Raw genomic sequence first — 17,349 nt, 5'->3', positions numbered from 1 at the left:
TTTGATTTCCGATTTGATTAAATATCAATCAGGCCTATATTGCAGGCAATGCCATTCACCACGGATGTACTGGCGATGGCGGCAGGGAGGTCGGGTTTACCCGGCCTTTTTTGTTGCCTGCTGTGCGACCCTAAGACCCTCGGTTGTAGAGGGTGGGGGGCACCATGAGGCCTTTATCAGCAACTGCATGCATTACCGCGACTTGCGTCTTTGCGCTGGCGACATCAGCCAAGGCCGACGACAACAAAGATTTCATGGGGCTCCTGCCTCATGGGTTGCCGTTGCCATCAACCGCAACTGTGGCAGAGTGCGAGCAGATGGCCTGAGAGGGAGGGATCGAATGCATTCGAGATGGTTGCGCCGCATGGCAGTATTCGTGGCCGGCATTGGCATCGTGTTCGGCTATGGTTTTGTCTGGCCCAGCGTGACTGAAGCCATGTTCTGGGCCAAGCCGCATTCGATTACCGAAACCGTCACTTGGTTCATGGATCGCGAGGGAATACCCGGTGCCGTCGTCGCATTTGGCAAAGCAGGAGAGAAGCCGCGACTGCTTCGCTTTGGCGTTGCCGATCGTGAGACCGGCCGTCCAATGCTGGACAGCATGACGTTTCAAATAGCCAGCATCTCAAAGCTCATCACTGCAGAGGCCGTGCTGACGTTGATCGATGATGGCCAACTGAGGCTTAACGATACGCTCCAAAGCATCTTCCCAGTCGTCGCCAAGGCCGAAGATCACCGCTACAGCAACATCACGGTTCGCCACCTGCTGCAACATACTTCCGGCTTGGGGTGGAGCCAGCATGTCGATCTGGTCGCGGGCGACAAGGAAACGTTCGCGCCGGCTGAGGCCTGCTTGCCGGTTCTTCTTGAGCGTCTTAAGCGCCCCTTGGATATCGCCCCCGGCGAGGAAGCGGAATACACGGACTTCGGCCCCTGCTGGCTTGGTCTGATCGTCTCCAAGATCAGCGGGATTCCTTACGAACGATTTGTCCAAAGGCGCGTCCTGAACCGCTTGGGCCTCAACAGAACGGCCCTCATTAGCGAAGCGCCGGCAGAGGTCCGTCATCACGTCGTCGGCATGGACGCGCCGAGGACACATTTCAACCCGTCCGCTGGCTGGACATCCACAGCCGAAGACCTCTACCGTTTCGCGTCACGCACCATCCGCGACATCGAGATTACGACTCCTGTACCAGGCGAGTTTCCTGAACAGTCTTTCGGTCTAGGATGGTGGATATGGCAGCGCGGGGCCGAGACCGATATCGCCCATACAGGCGCGCTGAACGGAACACGGGCAGTGGTCGCTCGCTCATCAGACGGCATCGTTATTGTCGCACTCTTCAACGGACGCGAAAGAAACCGCGATTTGAGACGTTTCGTTCGCATCCAGCATAGTCTCATCGACGCAGCTCGACGCGCCTATGAGCGCGCACAAAAAAGAGGCAGGTCCGGCTGGAAACCTCGTAAGCTTTTAACAACAGCCGACTACGGTGCCGACGTACGGATTACCAGTGCGGCGATTGCTCGGTTCCCGGTGGAACTCGTCTGAACGTCCACCGTGCCTGCGGAAGTAACCGCAAGATGACCATCGATCATGCGATGCGAAGTGCCTGCGGTGACATTGTAACCTTCGGTAACGCCACTCATGCTCTGTGCCGAGGAGTTGATGTCAGCAGAAACCCCGACAGCCGCAACGCCGTACGCATTCGGCGTAGACCGCAGCGATCGAGCGGTTTGCATGTTATGCTTGGTAAATGGATATCGACGAGGACAAGATCGACGACGAATAAAATCTAGAAGATCGTTCTGCAATCCTTCGGCCGGGATGGTTGCCATCCCGCCTCCTTGACGTAGGAAGTGAACCCTTCGATCGTGTCGGCCTTTGTGTAGTTGGCGAAGACAGTACCAAACTCCGGATCTACGGAGAGGAAATTGATTGGATCGAGACCGGCCGCTTTGGAACGCTCCAGATTGTCCACGATGACTACGTCGGGAGGGTTGCAGGTTAGGTCGATGACTGTCTGTCTGCGCACCAAGTTGGCCATCTCCGCCAGCTCAGGCGATAGCTCGCCGCTCTTTTGGAGGTCTTGGCTGAATGCCGTCAGCATCCAGAGTGCGAAATGGCGCGAAGGCCACACATAACCCCCATCATCGACCATGGGCCAGATACTGCTCGGGTTGGCGGTTACCATCATCACCACGCTTCCACGACGTACATGTTGCAGTAACTGGGCGACCACACCTTCATTGGGGTTCCTATATGGACCGAAAGCGGCGTATATCGCCAATGACATAGACATAGCAACAACGAGAGTAACCTTCCGGAGAATACTTAGCTCGAAACGTTGAAACTCCAACAGCGATATGAGGGCTATGACGAGCATTCCGCTTGTTGGAATGGCATGATACCGCCAGCCCTTCTGCTGTGCGAAATAGGACATTGCAAACCCTGCGGCGGCTAGCAGCGCGGCCAGAGTGCACGAGTTCCGGTGCCGCCAACGGACCGAAACCAAACCCAATGCAAGTGCCCACCATAAAACCAGTGGGTTCAACAACACTATAAGCCAGGAAGATTCGTAGCCGAAGTATGCACTCGCTAACATCGGAACGATGGTACTTAGGTAGTCTGGCGTTAACGTCACCACAGCTATCCCGTAGAGGACTGCCGCGGCACCCATAGCGACAACCTCCGGCCTCAACGGCCGCCATTTTCTTCTGTTTTTGCCTAACAACCATAGCTCAAGAAGAATCGGAACGAGTGCAAAGTAGTGCTTCAGAGCCAACCCTGTCGCCGCGAAGCATCCTATAAGAAGAGCTTGAGCCCAATAGGGCTCACGACCATCCATTCGGCGGGCAATCAGGGCTGCGTATGGGATTGCCGCAATCAGTGCTAGATGCTCGCGCTGTCCGAAATCCGGTAGTCCGATCAGTATTACCGCGAGAAACGCGGCAACTAATAGGATTGCCCGGCGGGCGGGCGCCAGGTCTCTCAATAAGCTGGCGAAAAGTGCGATGGATAGAGCCAGGTATGCGAAGACGGCGCTTACAATTGCCGTCTTCGCGCTTATCGTGAGCTTCAAGGCGACCAACTCGACGGGTAACGCCATCCAGAACCAAAGAGGGGGGTTTAGCTCCAGAATGTCTTTGTAGAGACTGGCGCCGCCAAGCATCTGACGGGCTATCCACATCTGCCAAACCACGTCGTGCGACACCGGAATCTTCCATAGCAACACGTACGCAACGATGACCGCGACGAGCACGGACAGCTCGGGCCAACTCTCCCCCCACGCCAGGCCGAAGGGCCGCCCTTGCCGGAAAACAAATCGGGCCGCTCCCATGTAGAACAGGATGGTATAGGCCGAGATACCGACAAGGTGCACCAGGGGGGCGTCGACGAAACCCATCTCTCGCGCGGCGAGTACGATCGCAAGATTCGCGCTGAAGCAGACCAAGAACACAGCAAGGTAGCGCGCAAAGGTGGCGTACGATGGAGGCGCCCGAAAGGTCCATCGGCTGTTTAGGGAGAAGCTCATTATAAGCCCTCCGGCATAACCAAGGGCGTTCGCCAGGATGTCGCCGAGCCCGGCAAAGAGACCGGCTAGAATAATTGCGTAGCCCAGACCTGTGTTGGCCAGCCCAACGGCGATGAAGCGAAATGCCTGCAAGCGATCAGTTGTCGCGCTTGATTGCGTGGACGTAGTACTGTGCACCAAGAGGAACCCCCCGAAGCATAGGCTCCAGCGCTCTCAAAGCGCCCAGGAACCTCGGAAAGAAGATGCGGTAAGCAACGCAGCAGTCTGGCAGCCCAGCATCGCGCAGGCGCGCCTTCATGTTGGCCGCCGATAGCAGGACAGCGTTTTCATCGAATGGGCAGTCGCGAACAGCCTTTCTCGTCAACGGATTGAGCGGATTGTGTTCGAACACAAAGAGACTGGCTCCTTGGCCCATGACGCGGCGGATCTCCTTGAACAAGGGTGCATGGAGCAAGCCTGGGATGTGGTGGAAAACACAAGCGGCGAAAACGAGATCGAACGCGCCATCCTCGAACGGAATCTCGCTGCCGTCGAAATGCTGGAAACGCGCCTTCCCAGGGTGGCGCGTCCGCGCCACGTCGAGCGACTTTGTTGAGGGATCCAGCAGAACGATCTCTGCTGCCGGAAACGCCTCCTTCATCGGGCCCAGCGAATTTCCCACCCCTGCACCGAAGTCCAGAATGCGCCGAGGCGTCGTCCCTGCCGCCCTTAGTGCTGCAGCTACGTCCTCGACCTTGTATCGGTGAAAGAACTCAGGTGCCTCGCCACTCAAGCGTATGCTGGCCGCATGCTGCTGGTAGTATTCGTCGGCGAATCGATCGAACTCCGCCTCATCCATGCGCGGGCTCTTTCTGCGTTTCCTCGATCGCCGCTCGGGACATGACTTCGTTGACGATGAACAGTGGTCGCCTTTTGGCTTCCATGTACATCCGGCCGAGATATTCGCCGAAGATGCCCAGCATGAGCAACTGAATACTGCCCAAGATGAGCGTGATCGAAGCAAGACTGGTCCACCCGGGCAGCACATGGCCGAGCGTCCATGCGAATATCGTGTAGGCCAGAGTGGCCATGCCAAGCAACCCGAAGGCGAGCCCCAAGTGAGACGCGAGTCTCAACGGGGCGACAGAAAAGCTGGTCACCGCGTCGATTGCGAAGAGTACCATCTTCCGTAACGGGTAATGGGTTTCCCCGGCAAATCGGCTATGGCGCCGATAAGGAAACGCGCACTGCCGAAGCCCGATCCAGCTGACCATCCCGCGAATGAACCGGTAGCGCTCCGGCATGGCATTGAGATGATCGAGGGTACGCCGGTTAATCAGGCGAAAATCGCCGGTATTCGCCGGGATGCCGACGTTGGAAAGCTTGCCGAGGATGCGGTAGAACAACGATGCACTCGCGAGCTTAAACCAACTTTCTCCTTCCCGTTCCTCGCGCAACCCATAGATCACATCGTAGCCTTCATTCATTTTCGCCATCATAGGGCCCAACAGTTCCGGCGGGTCCTGGAGATCGGCGTCGAGAATGAAAATCCTTTGGCCGCGGCAAAACTCGAGCCCGGCGCTCAGCGCGATCTGGTGGCCGTAGTTTCGGGCCAGATCGATTCCTACGATATGGTGGTCGCGCTCGGCCAGTGCAAAAATCTTCTCTCGCGTGGCATCGGCGGAACCATCGTTGACCAGTACGATCTCGTAGGTCTCGCCGTACTGCTCGCATGCGGTCGATACACGGCGATAAAGCTCATCGATACCGGCATCTTCGTTGTAGCAGGGCACCACCACCGAAAGCGCTATATTCAGGCCATCTGCGATATCGTGCCGTAATCTCACCAGATTATCGAGTTCGTCGCGCTCCCCTACCATGCCACCCCCCCCTCTGACGCAATAGGACCGAGAAATCGTAAGTTCTCACAACTTAAGAAGTAGTCAAGACACAGCGCATCAACCCCGATCGCGCCACCGGATGTCGATAACAGGCGGCAGTGAAGTGAACATCGCCAGAAACTTGCGATCGCCCTGAAATCAGCGAGCGCTGGGTTGTATAAGAATGCACACTTCTGGTCATGCTCAGAATGTTTCCGCAGCTCTCGCTGTGGCTTCCCAACCTCGTCTATGGAACCGCCGCGGTTCAATAGCGCGACAGACGGCCCTCCTCGTTGACGGAGGGCCTGGCGCCTGCGGGGCCAGATGCTCTCGATCAGGCCTCGGGTTCGTGGCAAACCGCTTCGATGTTGTGTCCATCAGGACAAAGCACGAAGGCCGCATAGTAGTTCGCATGGTAGCGCGGGCGCAGACCCGGCGCACCGTTGTCTTTGCCACCCGCTGCCAGAGCGGCGCGGTAGAAAGCGTCGACTTGCTCGCGGCTCTCGGCCGCGAAGGCCAGGTGAAGATGCGCCGGTTTCTCGTCGGTCTGGTGCAGGCACAACGAAGCCTTGCCCTTCGAACTAAGTTCGACACCGTAGGACGGTTCGCCCTCGGCTATGATAGCTACACCGAGCGGTTCGAGAGCCCTTAGGTAGAAGGCTTTGCTCGCGGCAAAGTCCCTGACGCCGAATTTGACGTGGTCAAACATGAGTTCTCCTGACGTGTGCGAGCCTGCCTGGCGGTGGGGCCCTCAGTGCTGTTTGTGCTGCTAATCGGTCCTTCCCCGCCGATTTGCATCAAGCCTAAATGGCATGTCTGAACGATCAATGGCAAGAAACGGAGGAGGAGAGCCCAATGGCAGCAGATCGCTGACCGGGCGTTCAAGCGGCCGGTCGTTCGTAGCCAAAGCGCCATGGGCAATCCAAGCCCTTTAGAAGCTGAGGGCCATCGTGACAAGCGTGGCGAAGACCATGATGACGCCGTAGGGGATCTTGCGAGTGACGCGAATCTCTTCGATCCGCATGATCACGGCGTAGTGCGCGAACGCCAACGGCATCGGCAACCTCAAAGCTAGCATGGTCAAGATCCCGCCGATCAATAGGAAAACGGCGAAGGGGAGCATGCCGTGCCAGCCGACGAAGAGGCCAATCGGCAGGAATAGCTTGGCGTCGCCGGCGCCGAACAACCGAAAGGCCCAAAGAACGACGCCAAGCGCGAACAGCAGCAGACCCGCCCCGATATCGCCGCCGACGCCGTCGAGTGAGAAGAGCGCGGCGCCGATGTCCTGTGTTGTCGTGAGCCGGATCATGGCGCCCAGTGCGTAGACGGAGACGAGCGCGAGCACGACGCCATTCGGAATGCGCCAGCGCTGGAAGTCGCTCCAGGCGGAGTAGAGAAAGAGCGCCGCCGCTACCAAAGGGATTATATTGATAAGTTCTGTCATGTTTCACTAGTTCTGCGCGATAGGTGATCTCAGATGCAATTGTGTTGCTCTTCCAAAGGCTTCGCAAGAAACCGCGGATCAGAAAAGTTCAAGAAATATTAACGGGTGTCATGTTTCCGCAAGCGATCTCTCTATTGACCCTTAAAAAGTAGGGGTTCTGATTTTAACCATAACCCAAAGATGGCTCATATCACTTCGTATTAGAAGTTGACGATATAATATTTAAGGGATTATTAATAATGTCAGTCGGAGAGGCGGTCTCGATGACAGGCGGGGGCCGGGAAAATAAGCGGTCACGCAGGAAGTATACTGTGTTGGAGGTAATTCTCGATGAAAGCACTTTTGAATAAAGTCCGCGCTTTCGCGGGGGAAGAAGATGGCGTAGCGCTGACTGAATACCTTATTCTGCTCGCGCTGCTGGTCGGCGGAGTAATCACCGCAGTAACGGCAGCCGGATCGAACCTTAGCACGGCCTGGGGTGAATGGGGTACATGGTGGACAACTGAGTTGGATCCACCGGCTTGAACTACTTAACATAATTATCCAGGAGGAGGGGGGTTTGTTAACTCCTCTCCGCCTAAATTAAAATTTCAGGTTAGTTGTACTTTTCAACTTTGCGAGCATTGGCGATGCGCTCCTCAACGATCATCAGCCTTGTAGTTGCCCTCTTCCTTGCTTTCGCGGCGGTCTTTGGTATCCGCACCTATCTCGCTGGTGAGCGCGCCCGTCTTGCGGCGAGTGGTGGCATCAAACAAACGGAAAAAACGCTCGTCGTCGCGGCAAAGTCCATGCGCTTCGGCGACCGGGTCCGTGCAGAGAACTTGAAGACCATTCCCTGGCCGTCAGATGAGAGACCGGAAGGCTCCTTTGATGCGATCCAGGCTGTTCTTGGAGACAAGGAAGAACCGCGTTATGCCATGGAGGCGATCGATCCAGGCGAGCCTGTGTTGGCTTCGAAGATCACGGGTGCAGGTGAGCGCGCCACGCTCTCAGCTGCCCTCGATCAAGGTATGAAGGCCGTTTCCATCCGCGTCAACGATGTGCTCGGTGTCGCCGGCTTCGTGCGTCCCTCGGATCGCGTCGACGTACTCCTGACCCGCGTCATCCGCAATCCGAAGAGCGGCAACGAGCAGACCTCTGTGGACGTCCTTTTGCAGGGAGTAAAGGTGCTCGCCGTGGACCAGACGGCTGACGAGCGCAAAGACGAGCCTTCGGTTGTAAAAACTGTCACCTTCGAGGTGACGACCGACGAGGCGCAGCGGCTGACGCTTGGCGCCAATATTGGGACGCTCTCTCTGGCACTTCGTAATATTGCCTCGGCTTCCGTCGAACAGACCAGGCCGGTGACCGTTGCAGATCTGGGGGGTGGCCCCGTTGCCACCGAACTCGTACAAGGTTCCGACGACGGGCGATTCGAGTCGATCGAGCGCATGGTTCGCAAGGTCGGCGAGGACCTCGGAGGCCGGATTAATTCCGTCGAAAGCAAGATGAATGCACCTTTACGTGAAAAACAGGTGCAAATTGTCGAGCGGGATGTCGCGCCGGTCTTGCCGGTGGAGCCGAAGTGGGCGACGGTCGGCGTCTGGAGCGCGACCAAACGGGAAGAATACCGGGTGGGTGGGATCCAGTAATATGGGATTTAAACCTGCTCCGTTTCGGGGCAGGGCCGGCTTCGAGGAGAGGGGCTGTGGCAGGAATGAGGGGAAACATGAGGCATGCTGCAAGACGCAGGGCCCTCGCGGCGACGGTTGCGATCGTTGCGGCCTGCGGCTTTTGGGGGCCTGGCCTTGTCGGTTCGGCGGACGCGCAGGAGAAGTTCGTCAATCTCGGCGGATCGGTTCAGCAGGTGGTGCTGCCGCCCAACGACACGATAACGATCGCGACGGGCAAGCCCTTCGGCGATCTTGTCATCGGCAGTGCTGAGCTGATCGATGTCGTGCCGCTTTCCGACAAATCACTTTTCATCCGCGCCAAGAAGAACGGGGCGACGAACATCTCGGTTTATGGCGACGACAAGAAGCTTCTTGGTGTCATCGACATCCGCGTCGCCAGCGATTTCAGCGAAGTGGCGTCCGCCATACGAGCGGCTTCACCCGGATCGCAGGTTCGGGTGATCAACTCGAACGATCGCATTCGCCTGACCGGGATGGTGCGTGACGCGACCGAGTTGCAGCGGGTGCTTGAAATCGCTCAGTCCTATTCGGATCAGCCGGTTCTCAACCAGTTGCGCGTCAACGATTCCCAGCAGGTCATGCTGGAAGTTCGAGTGATCGAGGCGTCCCGGCAAACCGGTCGTGACCTCGGCATCGGTTGGGCAGGGGCGGGCAGGAATGGCATCGGCAAGGCGACGACCAGCCAGGGTATCGCAGTCAAAGATGGGGCACTCGTCCGCACTCTGGGAGATGCGGCGGGCGCGGCAACCGGCATGCAACCATTCGGTCAGCTGATTGCCAAGGTCCTCGAGATCTCGGGCGGGCAGATCGATGTCGTCATTAACGCTCTCGAACAAAAGGGCCTGGTGCGTCGCCTCGCTCAGCCGAATCTGATTGCGATGAGCGGCGAGACCGCTAGCTTCCATGCCGGTGGCGAGGTACCAATCCAGACGACCGTGGCCAACGGCGCAACGGTAGCGACGCAGACCGATTATCGTCCTTTCGGCGTGCGCCTGACGTTTACACCTGTCGTCCTTGATGGCGGGCTGATTAGTTTGAAGGTCGAGCCGGAAGTCTCCGAACTCGATACCTCGATCAACGTCAACGGCAACCCCGGCTTCATCTCGCGTGCGGCCAAGACAACCGTCGCACTGCGCGATGGTCAGAGTTTCGCCATGGCCGGCCTGCTGCAATCGATCAACTCCAAGGATATTCAGCAGCTGCCAGGCCTGGGGCAGCTTCCGGTGATCGGTGCACTGTTCCGCTCAACCAGCTTCCTGAAACGGGAGTCTGATCTCGTGATCGTCGTAACCCCGCATATCGTGCGGCCGGCGGCACCCGGCGAGGCGCTCTATAGTCCGCTCGACCAGACGCGTTCATCCAATGACGTCGAGCTTTTTGCGCTTGGCGTACTGGAAGTGGACAAGGACATGCTGCGCCGTTTCCGCAATGGCGAGGGCGTCACCGGGCCTTATGGCCACAGGCTTGATCTCGACACGGGAGGCGTCCTTGCTGTTGCAAAGAAGTAAGCGTGCACTCCTGATTCTGGCGATGACGAGCCTTGTTTCCGGCTGCGCCGACTACTTGAACCACCGGGACTCGATCACCTTCGGGCTTGGCAATGCGGTGGAGGCCAACAAGGGCATCCAAATTCAGGATCCCTTCCCGAGGGTGGCGCAGAACACCCGAATCGCCACGGACGGCAAGACGATTGGCAGGGTCATGCGGAACTACAACGGCACCGGCCCGAGTGCTGGCGCAGCGATGCCAACGGCAGTGATCCTGCCGACGGCCACGCCCCCTACCGGCACGAACGGCTATAGCAGCGCGGCAAAATGATCGTGATGGCAGCAGCAGATAAGCGGCGAAGGCCCCTGGAAGGAATGCAATAAGAACAACGTGTCACGACGGTAAGCCGCCGCGATTGGAGAGGCATGCCAATGTTGAGCAGGGCAATCAAAGGGTTCTGGGACGACCATCGAGGTTACGTCATCGCGTTGACGCTCATTGCCATGCCGCTGCTGCTCGGTGTCTCTCTCATCGTCATCGACGTCGGCCGCAGCGCCAATCTCCATACTGATCTTCAGAACGCGGTCGATGCCATGGCTCTGGCGGGAGCCCGCGAGCTCGACGGCCGAGACGACGCGATCACCCGCGCCGAGGCTGCGATCGAAAAGCTTGCCAACACCGCGGCCTTCGGCGCGGGCGGGACTGGCATGTCGATGGGATCATACATCACGGTCGCTTACGATGCGGGGAACGAAGCGGCGAGCACGGTGAGGGTCAAATTCCTCAAGGGCATCCCCGGCGACGGCACGTTCGGGGGAGACGACGACGACCCAATCACCGAGGATATGTGGACAGATGACCCGAACGAGGCCGGTTATGCCTGGGTATCTGCCAAGAACCAGGCGATGCAGACGATCTTCCCCGTGCCCGTCGGGCTTGATCGCGATACGATCAATGTTTCCGCCGACGCCGTGGCAGCCTACCAGGTCAGTGCCTGCGACGTAACACCGATCTTTATCTGCAACCCTTATGAGCCGGCCGGCAACAGCAGTGCGGCTGTCAGCGAACAGGTGGCCGAACTGCTGCACACCAAATTCTCCGCCGGCGATCTCTATGGTCTCCAGATCGAGCTGCACAGTACGTCGTCATCCAATCCCGGACCGGGCAATTTTGGATTCCTAAGAACCCCTTTGGGCAGTGGTGCGTCCGTGCTGGCGGAGGCGCTTGCGACGGGCAATCCGGGCACCTGTTACACCAAGGATAATCTCGACACCGAAACCGGCGCAAAGGCGGGACCGGTGGAAGCCGGCGTGAACACCCGCTTCGGTTTGTATTCGGGATCGTTCAAGAGTGCAAGCAACGACGGTCGCTACCGACCGGCCAGCAATGTGCGCTCCGCACAGAATCAGACGGGTGGTGCCAGCAAAATCTGCGGCGACTATAACCCGGTTATGGTCGACAGCACGGTCGGCGATGTTGCCAAGGCGGTGCCGCTCGGCTACGGCGCGACGATGACCACGATGGGTGGCGGCAAGATCAGCACTGGCAACAACTGGAATTATGAGACCTACTGGCAGGTCGCGCAAGGCGGCACGAAGCCGTCCGTCACCACGGTTCTCAGCAACCATTCGAGCTATCCGAGCGGCGGCGCTTCAGCACCGAGCCAGCCCTCCGCCTACGACGTCTATCGCTACGAGCTCAGCAACCCGTCGCTGATCAGCCATGCCTCGAACAACGGAGAAACCGGAACTCCCCAAACGGGCGGCCAGTGCTACACGGGTCCGGCGCTCTCGAACTATACGTCGGACGAATATGGCGATCGCCGCGAGATCTTTGCCGCCATCGTCAATTGCGGTTACGAGGCCTCGGTTGGCCATCTGAACGGCCATAAGGCCACAGAGGCTGTCGCCTTTGCCCGCATGTTCCTGACCAAACCGGCGATCAAGGCAGGTAGCGAACGCTATCTTTCGCTGGAAATGATCGACATCACCGGCAAGGGCGGGCGCGGCACGCTTGACGAGTTCCTGCGCGAAGAAGCGGAGCTGGTCCGATGATCATCACTCTGCGAAATATCATCTGCGATCGCTTCCGTCTCGGCTTTTGGTCGAGAGATGACGGCGCGGTGCTGACCGAGGCGTTGGTCGCCATACCTTTCGTTACCCTCTTTGCGGCCGGCATTCTCGAATTCGGCAATATCTTCTGGCAGCGGATGCAGATCGATGCAGGGCTCAGGGATGCGGGTCGCTATCTCGCGCGGTGCCGGCAGACGTCGGGGACATACACGCCGACCTGCAGCCAGGCGACGGCAAAGCTGATCGCCTTCTATGGAACGCAGGGCCCCGCCGCGGGGGCGGCTTTGCGCGTCAGCGACTGGGGACCCGATCTTTCGGATATCACCATCATTCCCGTCGATGCCGATGGCACGATCACGGTGCAGACCTCGCATCTTTACCAGAGTTCGCCGATCTTTTCCTGGCTCGGCATCGATGAGATCACCATCAGTTCCTCCCACGAAGAGAGGTACATCGGATGGTAAAGCGTCGATCGCCCGCCTCCTTCTGGCAGGATCAGCACGGTGTGACACTCACCGAAGGTCTGATATCTCTGCCGCTTGTACTTCTGGCGATTTCGGCTTTTGTCGAGTTCGGTTACGCCATGTCGCAATGGAACCAGACGGTCAAGGCCCTGCAACTTGGTGCCCGGCTCGCAGCCGTCTCCGAGCCCCTGACCAGCGACTTCGCAGATGTCTTTCCGACCGACGCCGACGATCCTCTGAACAACGGTGACGCGACGCCGAACGACGCCGCGATATCCTCCACCTGTGGGCCGGCCCTCGCCAATTGCAGTGACGAATTGACCCGGATTGTCATGGGGAGCGACGGTGTCTGCGGGGTGGCGGGGGACCCGAACCCGGGCATCTGCGACCTCAATTGGCGGATCCAGCCGGCAAACCTGGTGGTAACCTACCAGCGCTCGGGGCTTGGCTACTGGGGGCGACCGAACGGGCCGGTGCTGACCATGCGGCTGGAAGTGCGCGACGTTACATTCGACCTGCCGCTACTTGGCGCTCTGCTGGGGCTGGATCAGATCGAAGTTCCCGCTCACCCGGTGACACTGACGACGGAAGACCTCGAGACATGTTCAAGCTGCTGAGCCCTTCAATATTGCGTGGGGGAGCGAGATGACCGCACACATGAACTTTGCAACGACCACCAAGATCCTCGTTCTCTCCGACGACGCGGCGGCGGCGAGCCTTATGCTCGACACGTTCGGGTCGTTGTCGCGTTACGAAGCGCGCCACATGGCGCTGAGCGCGCTTGGCGAGACGGGAAGGGTCGATCCGACACAGTTCAACCTGATCGTGCTCGACGTCGACTGCGGCGACATGCTCTGCCGCCCGGAGATTTTTGCCTTTCGTGCCAACCATCGCAATATTCCGATGGTGATCGTTTCCGAGGTTCTGTCCGATGAACTGATGCGGCCGCTGTTTCGGCTGAACGGTGACGACTGGCTGAAGAAGCCGCTCGAGCGCCGTGCACTGATCGAGATGATCTCGACCCATGCGCCGGGCGTCAGCGGCAACGAGAGCCGGGTTCATGCCATCGTTGCTGCCGTAGGCGGTGCCGGGGCGAGCGTCATTTCCTCATCGCTTGCCCACCTATTGGCGCAGCCGACGAAAGGCGTCACGCCGCGGGTTGGTCTGTTCGATCTGGATTTCTCGTCCGGATCGCTCGGCTACTACCTAAACCTTCTCAACGACTACGATTTGAAGACCGTTATCGCCAATCCGGCGCGTGTCGATCTCGAATTCATCGATCTGGTGCGCAAGCGTCACCCGGGTGGCTTCACGCTGCTCTCGTTCAAGCAGCCGTCGGTATTGCTCGAACCCAAAGGTGCCGAACTGGTGCTGCGCATGCTGGATGTCGCCGCCTTCGAGAGCGATCACATGGTGATCGACATTCCCTATTACGAAACGCCCTGGAAGAGCGATGTGCTGGGGTCGGTCAACAGCGTTTCCATCGTCACGGAGATGACGATCCCGGCGCTCCACCAGGCCAAAGACCTCTACCTCGATCTCGTACGGTTGCGGGGCAACGCGGATTCGATCCAGATCGTCATCAACAAGTATCATACCAAGCTCTTCAGCCTCGGGGTGCGCCGCGAGCAGGTGGACAAGGTGTTCAAGGATGCGCATGCGCACATCATCCCCTATGACTGGGACACGCTGAGCGAGGCGGTGAACCGCGGCGTTCTGCCCAACGAGGTCAACTCGCGTTCGCCCTTCTGCGGTGCCGTCGGCAAGCTCGGAGCGCTCGTCAGATGAAGGCATTCCTCCACGGCAGCAGTGGATCGATGGACCGAGGCGGCGCTGGCTTCGGGCGTGGCCGGTGGATGCGGGCTGTGCTGCTCTTGAGTGCGCTGGCGCTCACGCCGGTTGCGACTGGAGCATTGGCGGGCGGGACGGTGCCGCGCAGTCTCGGGCCGAAAACGAGCACGGTCGTAATGCTCGAGAAAAAGTATCCGACCGGCACGATCGTCGTCGCCAGTCAGGAGCGGACGCTCGATCTCGTTCTCTCCGGCAACCGTGCGATCCGCTATCGGATCGGCGTCGGCCGCGACGGTTTCCGTTGGAGCGGCGTGGTGAAGGTGGGGCGAAAAACCGAATGGCCCGATTGGCGGCCGCCGGCCGAGATGAAGGCGCGCGCGCCGGAACTGCCTGAGCTGGTGCCTCCGGGTCCGTTCAACCCATTGGGCGCGCGCGGCATCTATCTCTACCGGGGGAGCGCCGACACGCTTTATCGCATCCACGGAACGAACGAGCAGTCGACTGTCGGGCAGTTCGCGTCCTCAGGCTGTTTTCGCATGAGCAATGCCGACATCATCGATCTCTATGAGCGGGTGACGGTTGGAGCAACGGTGATCGTCAAATAGTCGAAGAAGGTAGGGAAGCAATGGCAACCGGGTTCATTGGACGTTTCTACAAGCAGCGGGAAGGGGAGCTGAAGGAAGCCGCTGAACCTTCTCAGATGCCGGTTGCCGAAGCTGCCGTCATGCCCGATCCGGAGGGTGCCGGCGCCGCGGCAAGCGCCAGGCTGGAGGAGTCACTCGGGCTCGACATGGTTGCGGAGCGCGTCAACCTGCATCGCCATCTTCTCGACCGCATCAACCTCGGCATACTCGACACGATGGACGACGAGGAAATTGCTACCGAGATCAGGCCGCTCGTCAAGGAGTACATCCGGCGCAACAATTTCCCGCTTAATGCCAAGGAAATCAACGACCTGATCCGCGATATCACTGACGAGATGCTCGGGCTCGGGCCGATCGAGCCGTTGCTTGCCGATGACTCGATCGCCGATATTCTGATCAACGGTTACAACAGCGTTTATGTCGAAAGGCGTGGTAAGCTCGAAAGCACAGCGGTGCGTTTCAAGGACGAAGATCACCTGCTGCGGGTGATCAACAAGATCGTCTCCGCGGTCGGGCGACGTGTCGATGAATCGACGCCGCTGGTCGATGCACGGTTGAAGGATGGATCACGTGTCAACGTCGCCATCAGACCGATCTCGGTCGACGGGCCGCTCGTCTCGATCCGCAAGTTCACGCGCAAACCGCTCACGCTGGAGCGTCTGGTCGAGAATGGCGCCATGGCGAACGCGATGCGGATTCTGTTGAGCGCTGCCGTCAAGGGCCGGGTGTCGATGGTCGTCTCCGGCGGCACAGGCTCGGGCAAGACGACTCTGCTCAACGCCCTGTCATCGCAGATCTCGACCATGGAGCGCCTGATCACCATCGAAGACGCGGCCGAATTGCAGCTGCAGCAACCGCATGTCGGACGGCTGGAAACGAGGCCGCCGACCCTCGATGGCCGTAACGAAGTGCGCCAGCGCGAGCTCCTCAAGAATGCCCTGCGCATGCGCCCCGATCGCATCATCGTCGGCGAAGTGCGCGGCGAAGAGGCCTTCGACATGCTGCAGGCGATGAACACCGGCCACGAAGGCTCGATGACGACCATTCATGCCAACACGCCGCGCGACGCCGTCGGTCGGCTCGAGCAGATGGTCGGAATGGCGGGCATGCCCATGTCGCAGGTCAGCATCCGTTCGCAGATCGCCTCGGCGATCACCATCATTGTTCAGGTCCAGCGCCTGAGCGACGGCAGTCGCAAAGTGGTGTCGATCTCCGAGATCACCGGTATGGAGGGCGAGGTCGTGCAGATGCAGGAGATCATGCGGTTCAGGCGAACCGCTACCGACGAGAATGGCCGCATCCACGGCGAATTCCGTGCGACCGGCCTTCGACCACGCTTCGTCGAGGAGTTCGCGGAGCTTGGGATCGTGATCCCGGCGGCGATCTTCGATCCGGGAAAACCATTGCAAACGGGGGCGATTGAAACATGACCTTGCTGCTCCTCTACGCCGCGGTCTTCATCGCTGTGCTGGTTTCCGTCGAGGCGCTGTTGCGAAGCTACTTCCGGAAGTCCGAGCGGCAACGCGCCGTCAATCATCGGCTAGGCGTGCTCGATGCGAGCGAGGACCGCCTCAAAACCTACCGTGCGATGCTGAAGGAGCGCGGCGCCGACGAAGATTGGCAATCCATGCCGCTGGCTCAGCGTGCCCGGCAATTCTATGCTCAGTCCGGTATCAAGTTCGACGCGCGTTGGTTCGCGCTTTACGGGATCGCCGGCGCGGTTGGGATCTGGTTGGCCGTTCAATTCCTGATTCCGACCATCCTGGTCCGGATTTCCATCTTCCTGCTAACCTGCCTTCTCGTCCCCGTCATCGTCGTCTGGCGCATGCGGGCCAACCGGATGCGCAAATTTACCCTCAAGCTTCCGGAGGCACTCGACGTTGCCAATCGCAGCCTAGCTGCAGGTCATCCGCTGCCGGCCGCAATTTCCCTTGTAGCGCGTGAAATGCCCGATCCGGTCGGAACGGAATTTGGTCTGCTTTCGGATGAGTTGACCTATGGCACCACCTTGGACGACGCCCTCGTCAACCTCAGTCACCGTGTCGGGGCGGAAGATCTGAACCTGCTGGCAATCGCCTTGAGCGTGCAGGCGGGCACGGGTGGGAATCTCGTCGAAATCCTTCAGAACCTCTCGAAGACCCTGCGTGATCGCACGATGCTGAAAGCCAAGGTCAAAGCGATTTCGTCGGAAGGGCGTATCACCGCGGTTTTCATGTCGGCCTATCCATTTCTTCTCTACGCAATGATCAAGGCGCTTGCACCGACTTACTTCGACACGGTCTGGGCGAGTGGTCACGGCACGACCATTGTCATCGTGCTCATCGCCATCATGACAGTCGGTAATATTATTCTCTACAAGATGGTCAACTTCGAATACTGAG

General features: G+C 59.0%; 17 protein-coding genes. 12 read left to right on the top strand and 5 right to left on the bottom strand.

Going from position 1 to position 17,349, the window contains the following annotated elements; genetic code table 11:
* Positions 1-364 precede the first annotated feature (364 nt).
* Positions 365-1,549, top strand: coding sequence for a serine hydrolase domain-containing protein (locus AC070A_RS20865; protein WP_492384287.1), 1,185 nt, complete (start codon positions 365-367; stop codon positions 1,547-1,549).
* Positions 1,550-1,793: 244 nt separating this feature from the next.
* Here the strand turns inward: AC070A_RS20865 and AC070A_RS20860 are convergent, their stop codons facing one another.
* The 5 genes from AC070A_RS20860 to AC070A_RS20840 all read right to left on the bottom strand — a co-directional run bounded on the left by AC070A_RS20860 (position 1,794) and on the right by AC070A_RS20840 (position 6,836).
* Positions 1,794-3,665: a GtrA family protein gene (locus AC070A_RS20860; protein ID WP_492384286.1), complete on the bottom strand. Its 1,872-nt coding sequence runs from the start codon at positions 3,663-3,665 to the stop codon at positions 1,794-1,796.
* Between the two features lie 4 nt (positions 3,666-3,669).
* Positions 3,670-4,371 (bottom strand): class I SAM-dependent methyltransferase, encoded by a 702-nt coding sequence (locus tag AC070A_RS20855; RefSeq protein ID WP_065373017.1) that lies wholly within the window; start codon positions 4,369-4,371, stop codon positions 3,670-3,672.
* A complete protein-coding gene (locus AC070A_RS20850) occupies positions 4,364-5,392 on the bottom strand; it encodes a glycosyltransferase family 2 protein (protein WP_492384285.1) in 1,029 nt (342 codons plus the stop codon). The genes AC070A_RS20855 and AC070A_RS20850 overlap by 8 nt, the downstream gene beginning before the upstream one ends.
* Positions 5,393-5,726: 334 nt before the next feature.
* On the bottom strand, positions 5,727-6,101 hold the full coding sequence (locus tag AC070A_RS20845; protein WP_093234528.1) for a VOC family protein: 375 nt from the start codon (positions 6,099-6,101) through the stop codon (positions 5,727-5,729).
* Positions 6,102-6,323: 222 nt separating this feature from the next.
* Positions 6,324-6,836: an A24 family peptidase gene (locus AC070A_RS20840; RefSeq protein WP_492384284.1), complete on the bottom strand. Its 513-nt coding sequence runs from the start codon at positions 6,834-6,836 to the stop codon at positions 6,324-6,326.
* A 330-nt stretch (positions 6,837-7,166) separates the two neighbouring features.
* On the opposite strand from AC070A_RS20840, the gene AC070A_RS20835 reads away from it, so the two are divergent.
* The 11 genes from AC070A_RS20835 to AC070A_RS20785 all read left to right on the top strand — a co-directional run bounded on the left by AC070A_RS20835 (position 7,167) and on the right by AC070A_RS20785 (position 17,348).
* Positions 7,167-7,361: a Flp family type IVb pilin gene (locus AC070A_RS20835; RefSeq protein ID WP_492384283.1), complete on the top strand. Its 195-nt coding sequence runs from the start codon at positions 7,167-7,169 to the stop codon at positions 7,359-7,361.
* A 104-nt stretch (positions 7,362-7,465) separates the two neighbouring features.
* Positions 7,466-8,467, top strand: a complete 1,002-nt coding sequence (cpaB, locus tag AC070A_RS20830; RefSeq protein ID WP_492384282.1) for a Flp pilus assembly protein CpaB — start codon at positions 7,466-7,468, stop codon at positions 8,465-8,467.
* A gap of 77 nt (positions 8,468-8,544) precedes the next feature.
* On the top strand, positions 8,545-10,017 hold the full coding sequence (locus tag AC070A_RS20825) for a type II and III secretion system protein family protein (protein WP_492384281.1): 1,473 nt from the start codon (positions 8,545-8,547) through the stop codon (positions 10,015-10,017).
* The gene (locus tag AC070A_RS20820) at positions 9,998-10,327 is read left to right on the top strand and encodes a pilus assembly protein (RefSeq protein WP_492384280.1); all 330 of its coding nucleotides are present in this window, start codon (positions 9,998-10,000) and stop codon (positions 10,325-10,327) included. The genes AC070A_RS20825 and AC070A_RS20820 overlap by 20 nt, the downstream gene beginning before the upstream one ends.
* Positions 10,328-10,428: 101 nt before the next feature.
* Entirely contained in the window at positions 10,429-12,051 is a 1,623-nt protein-coding gene (locus tag AC070A_RS20815) for a TadE/TadG family type IV pilus assembly protein (protein WP_492384279.1), read from the top strand.
* Positions 12,051-12,533 (top strand): TadE/TadG family type IV pilus assembly protein, encoded by a 483-nt coding sequence (locus AC070A_RS20810; protein WP_492384425.1) that lies wholly within the window; start codon positions 12,051-12,053, stop codon positions 12,531-12,533. The genes AC070A_RS20815 and AC070A_RS20810 overlap by 1 nt, the downstream gene beginning before the upstream one ends.
* Positions 12,527-13,150, top strand: a complete 624-nt coding sequence (locus AC070A_RS20805) for a TadE/TadG family type IV pilus assembly protein (protein WP_492384278.1) — start codon at positions 12,527-12,529, stop codon at positions 13,148-13,150. The genes AC070A_RS20810 and AC070A_RS20805 overlap by 7 nt, the downstream gene beginning before the upstream one ends.
* 28 nt (positions 13,151-13,178) lie before the next feature.
* Complete coding sequence (locus AC070A_RS20800) at positions 13,179-14,321, top strand: pilus assembly protein (protein ID WP_492384277.1); 1,143 nt, start codon at positions 13,179-13,181, stop codon at positions 14,319-14,321.
* A 68-nt stretch (positions 14,322-14,389) separates the two neighbouring features.
* Complete coding sequence (locus AC070A_RS20795; protein WP_492384424.1) at positions 14,390-14,929, top strand: L,D-transpeptidase; 540 nt, start codon at positions 14,390-14,392, stop codon at positions 14,927-14,929.
* Positions 14,930-14,949: 20 nt separating this feature from the next.
* On the top strand, positions 14,950-16,398 hold the full coding sequence (locus AC070A_RS20790; protein WP_492384276.1) for a TadA family conjugal transfer-associated ATPase: 1,449 nt from the start codon (positions 14,950-14,952) through the stop codon (positions 16,396-16,398).
* The gene (locus AC070A_RS20785; protein WP_492384275.1) at positions 16,395-17,348 is read left to right on the top strand and encodes a type II secretion system F family protein; all 954 of its coding nucleotides are present in this window, start codon (positions 16,395-16,397) and stop codon (positions 17,346-17,348) included. The genes AC070A_RS20790 and AC070A_RS20785 overlap by 4 nt, the downstream gene beginning before the upstream one ends.
* The last annotated feature ends 1 nt before the right edge of the window (position 17,349 follow it).

It is taken from the genome of Ensifer sp. GW101-20A05 (assembly GCF_059424735.1).
This window is presented reverse-complemented; position numbering and strand designations above follow the sequence as displayed.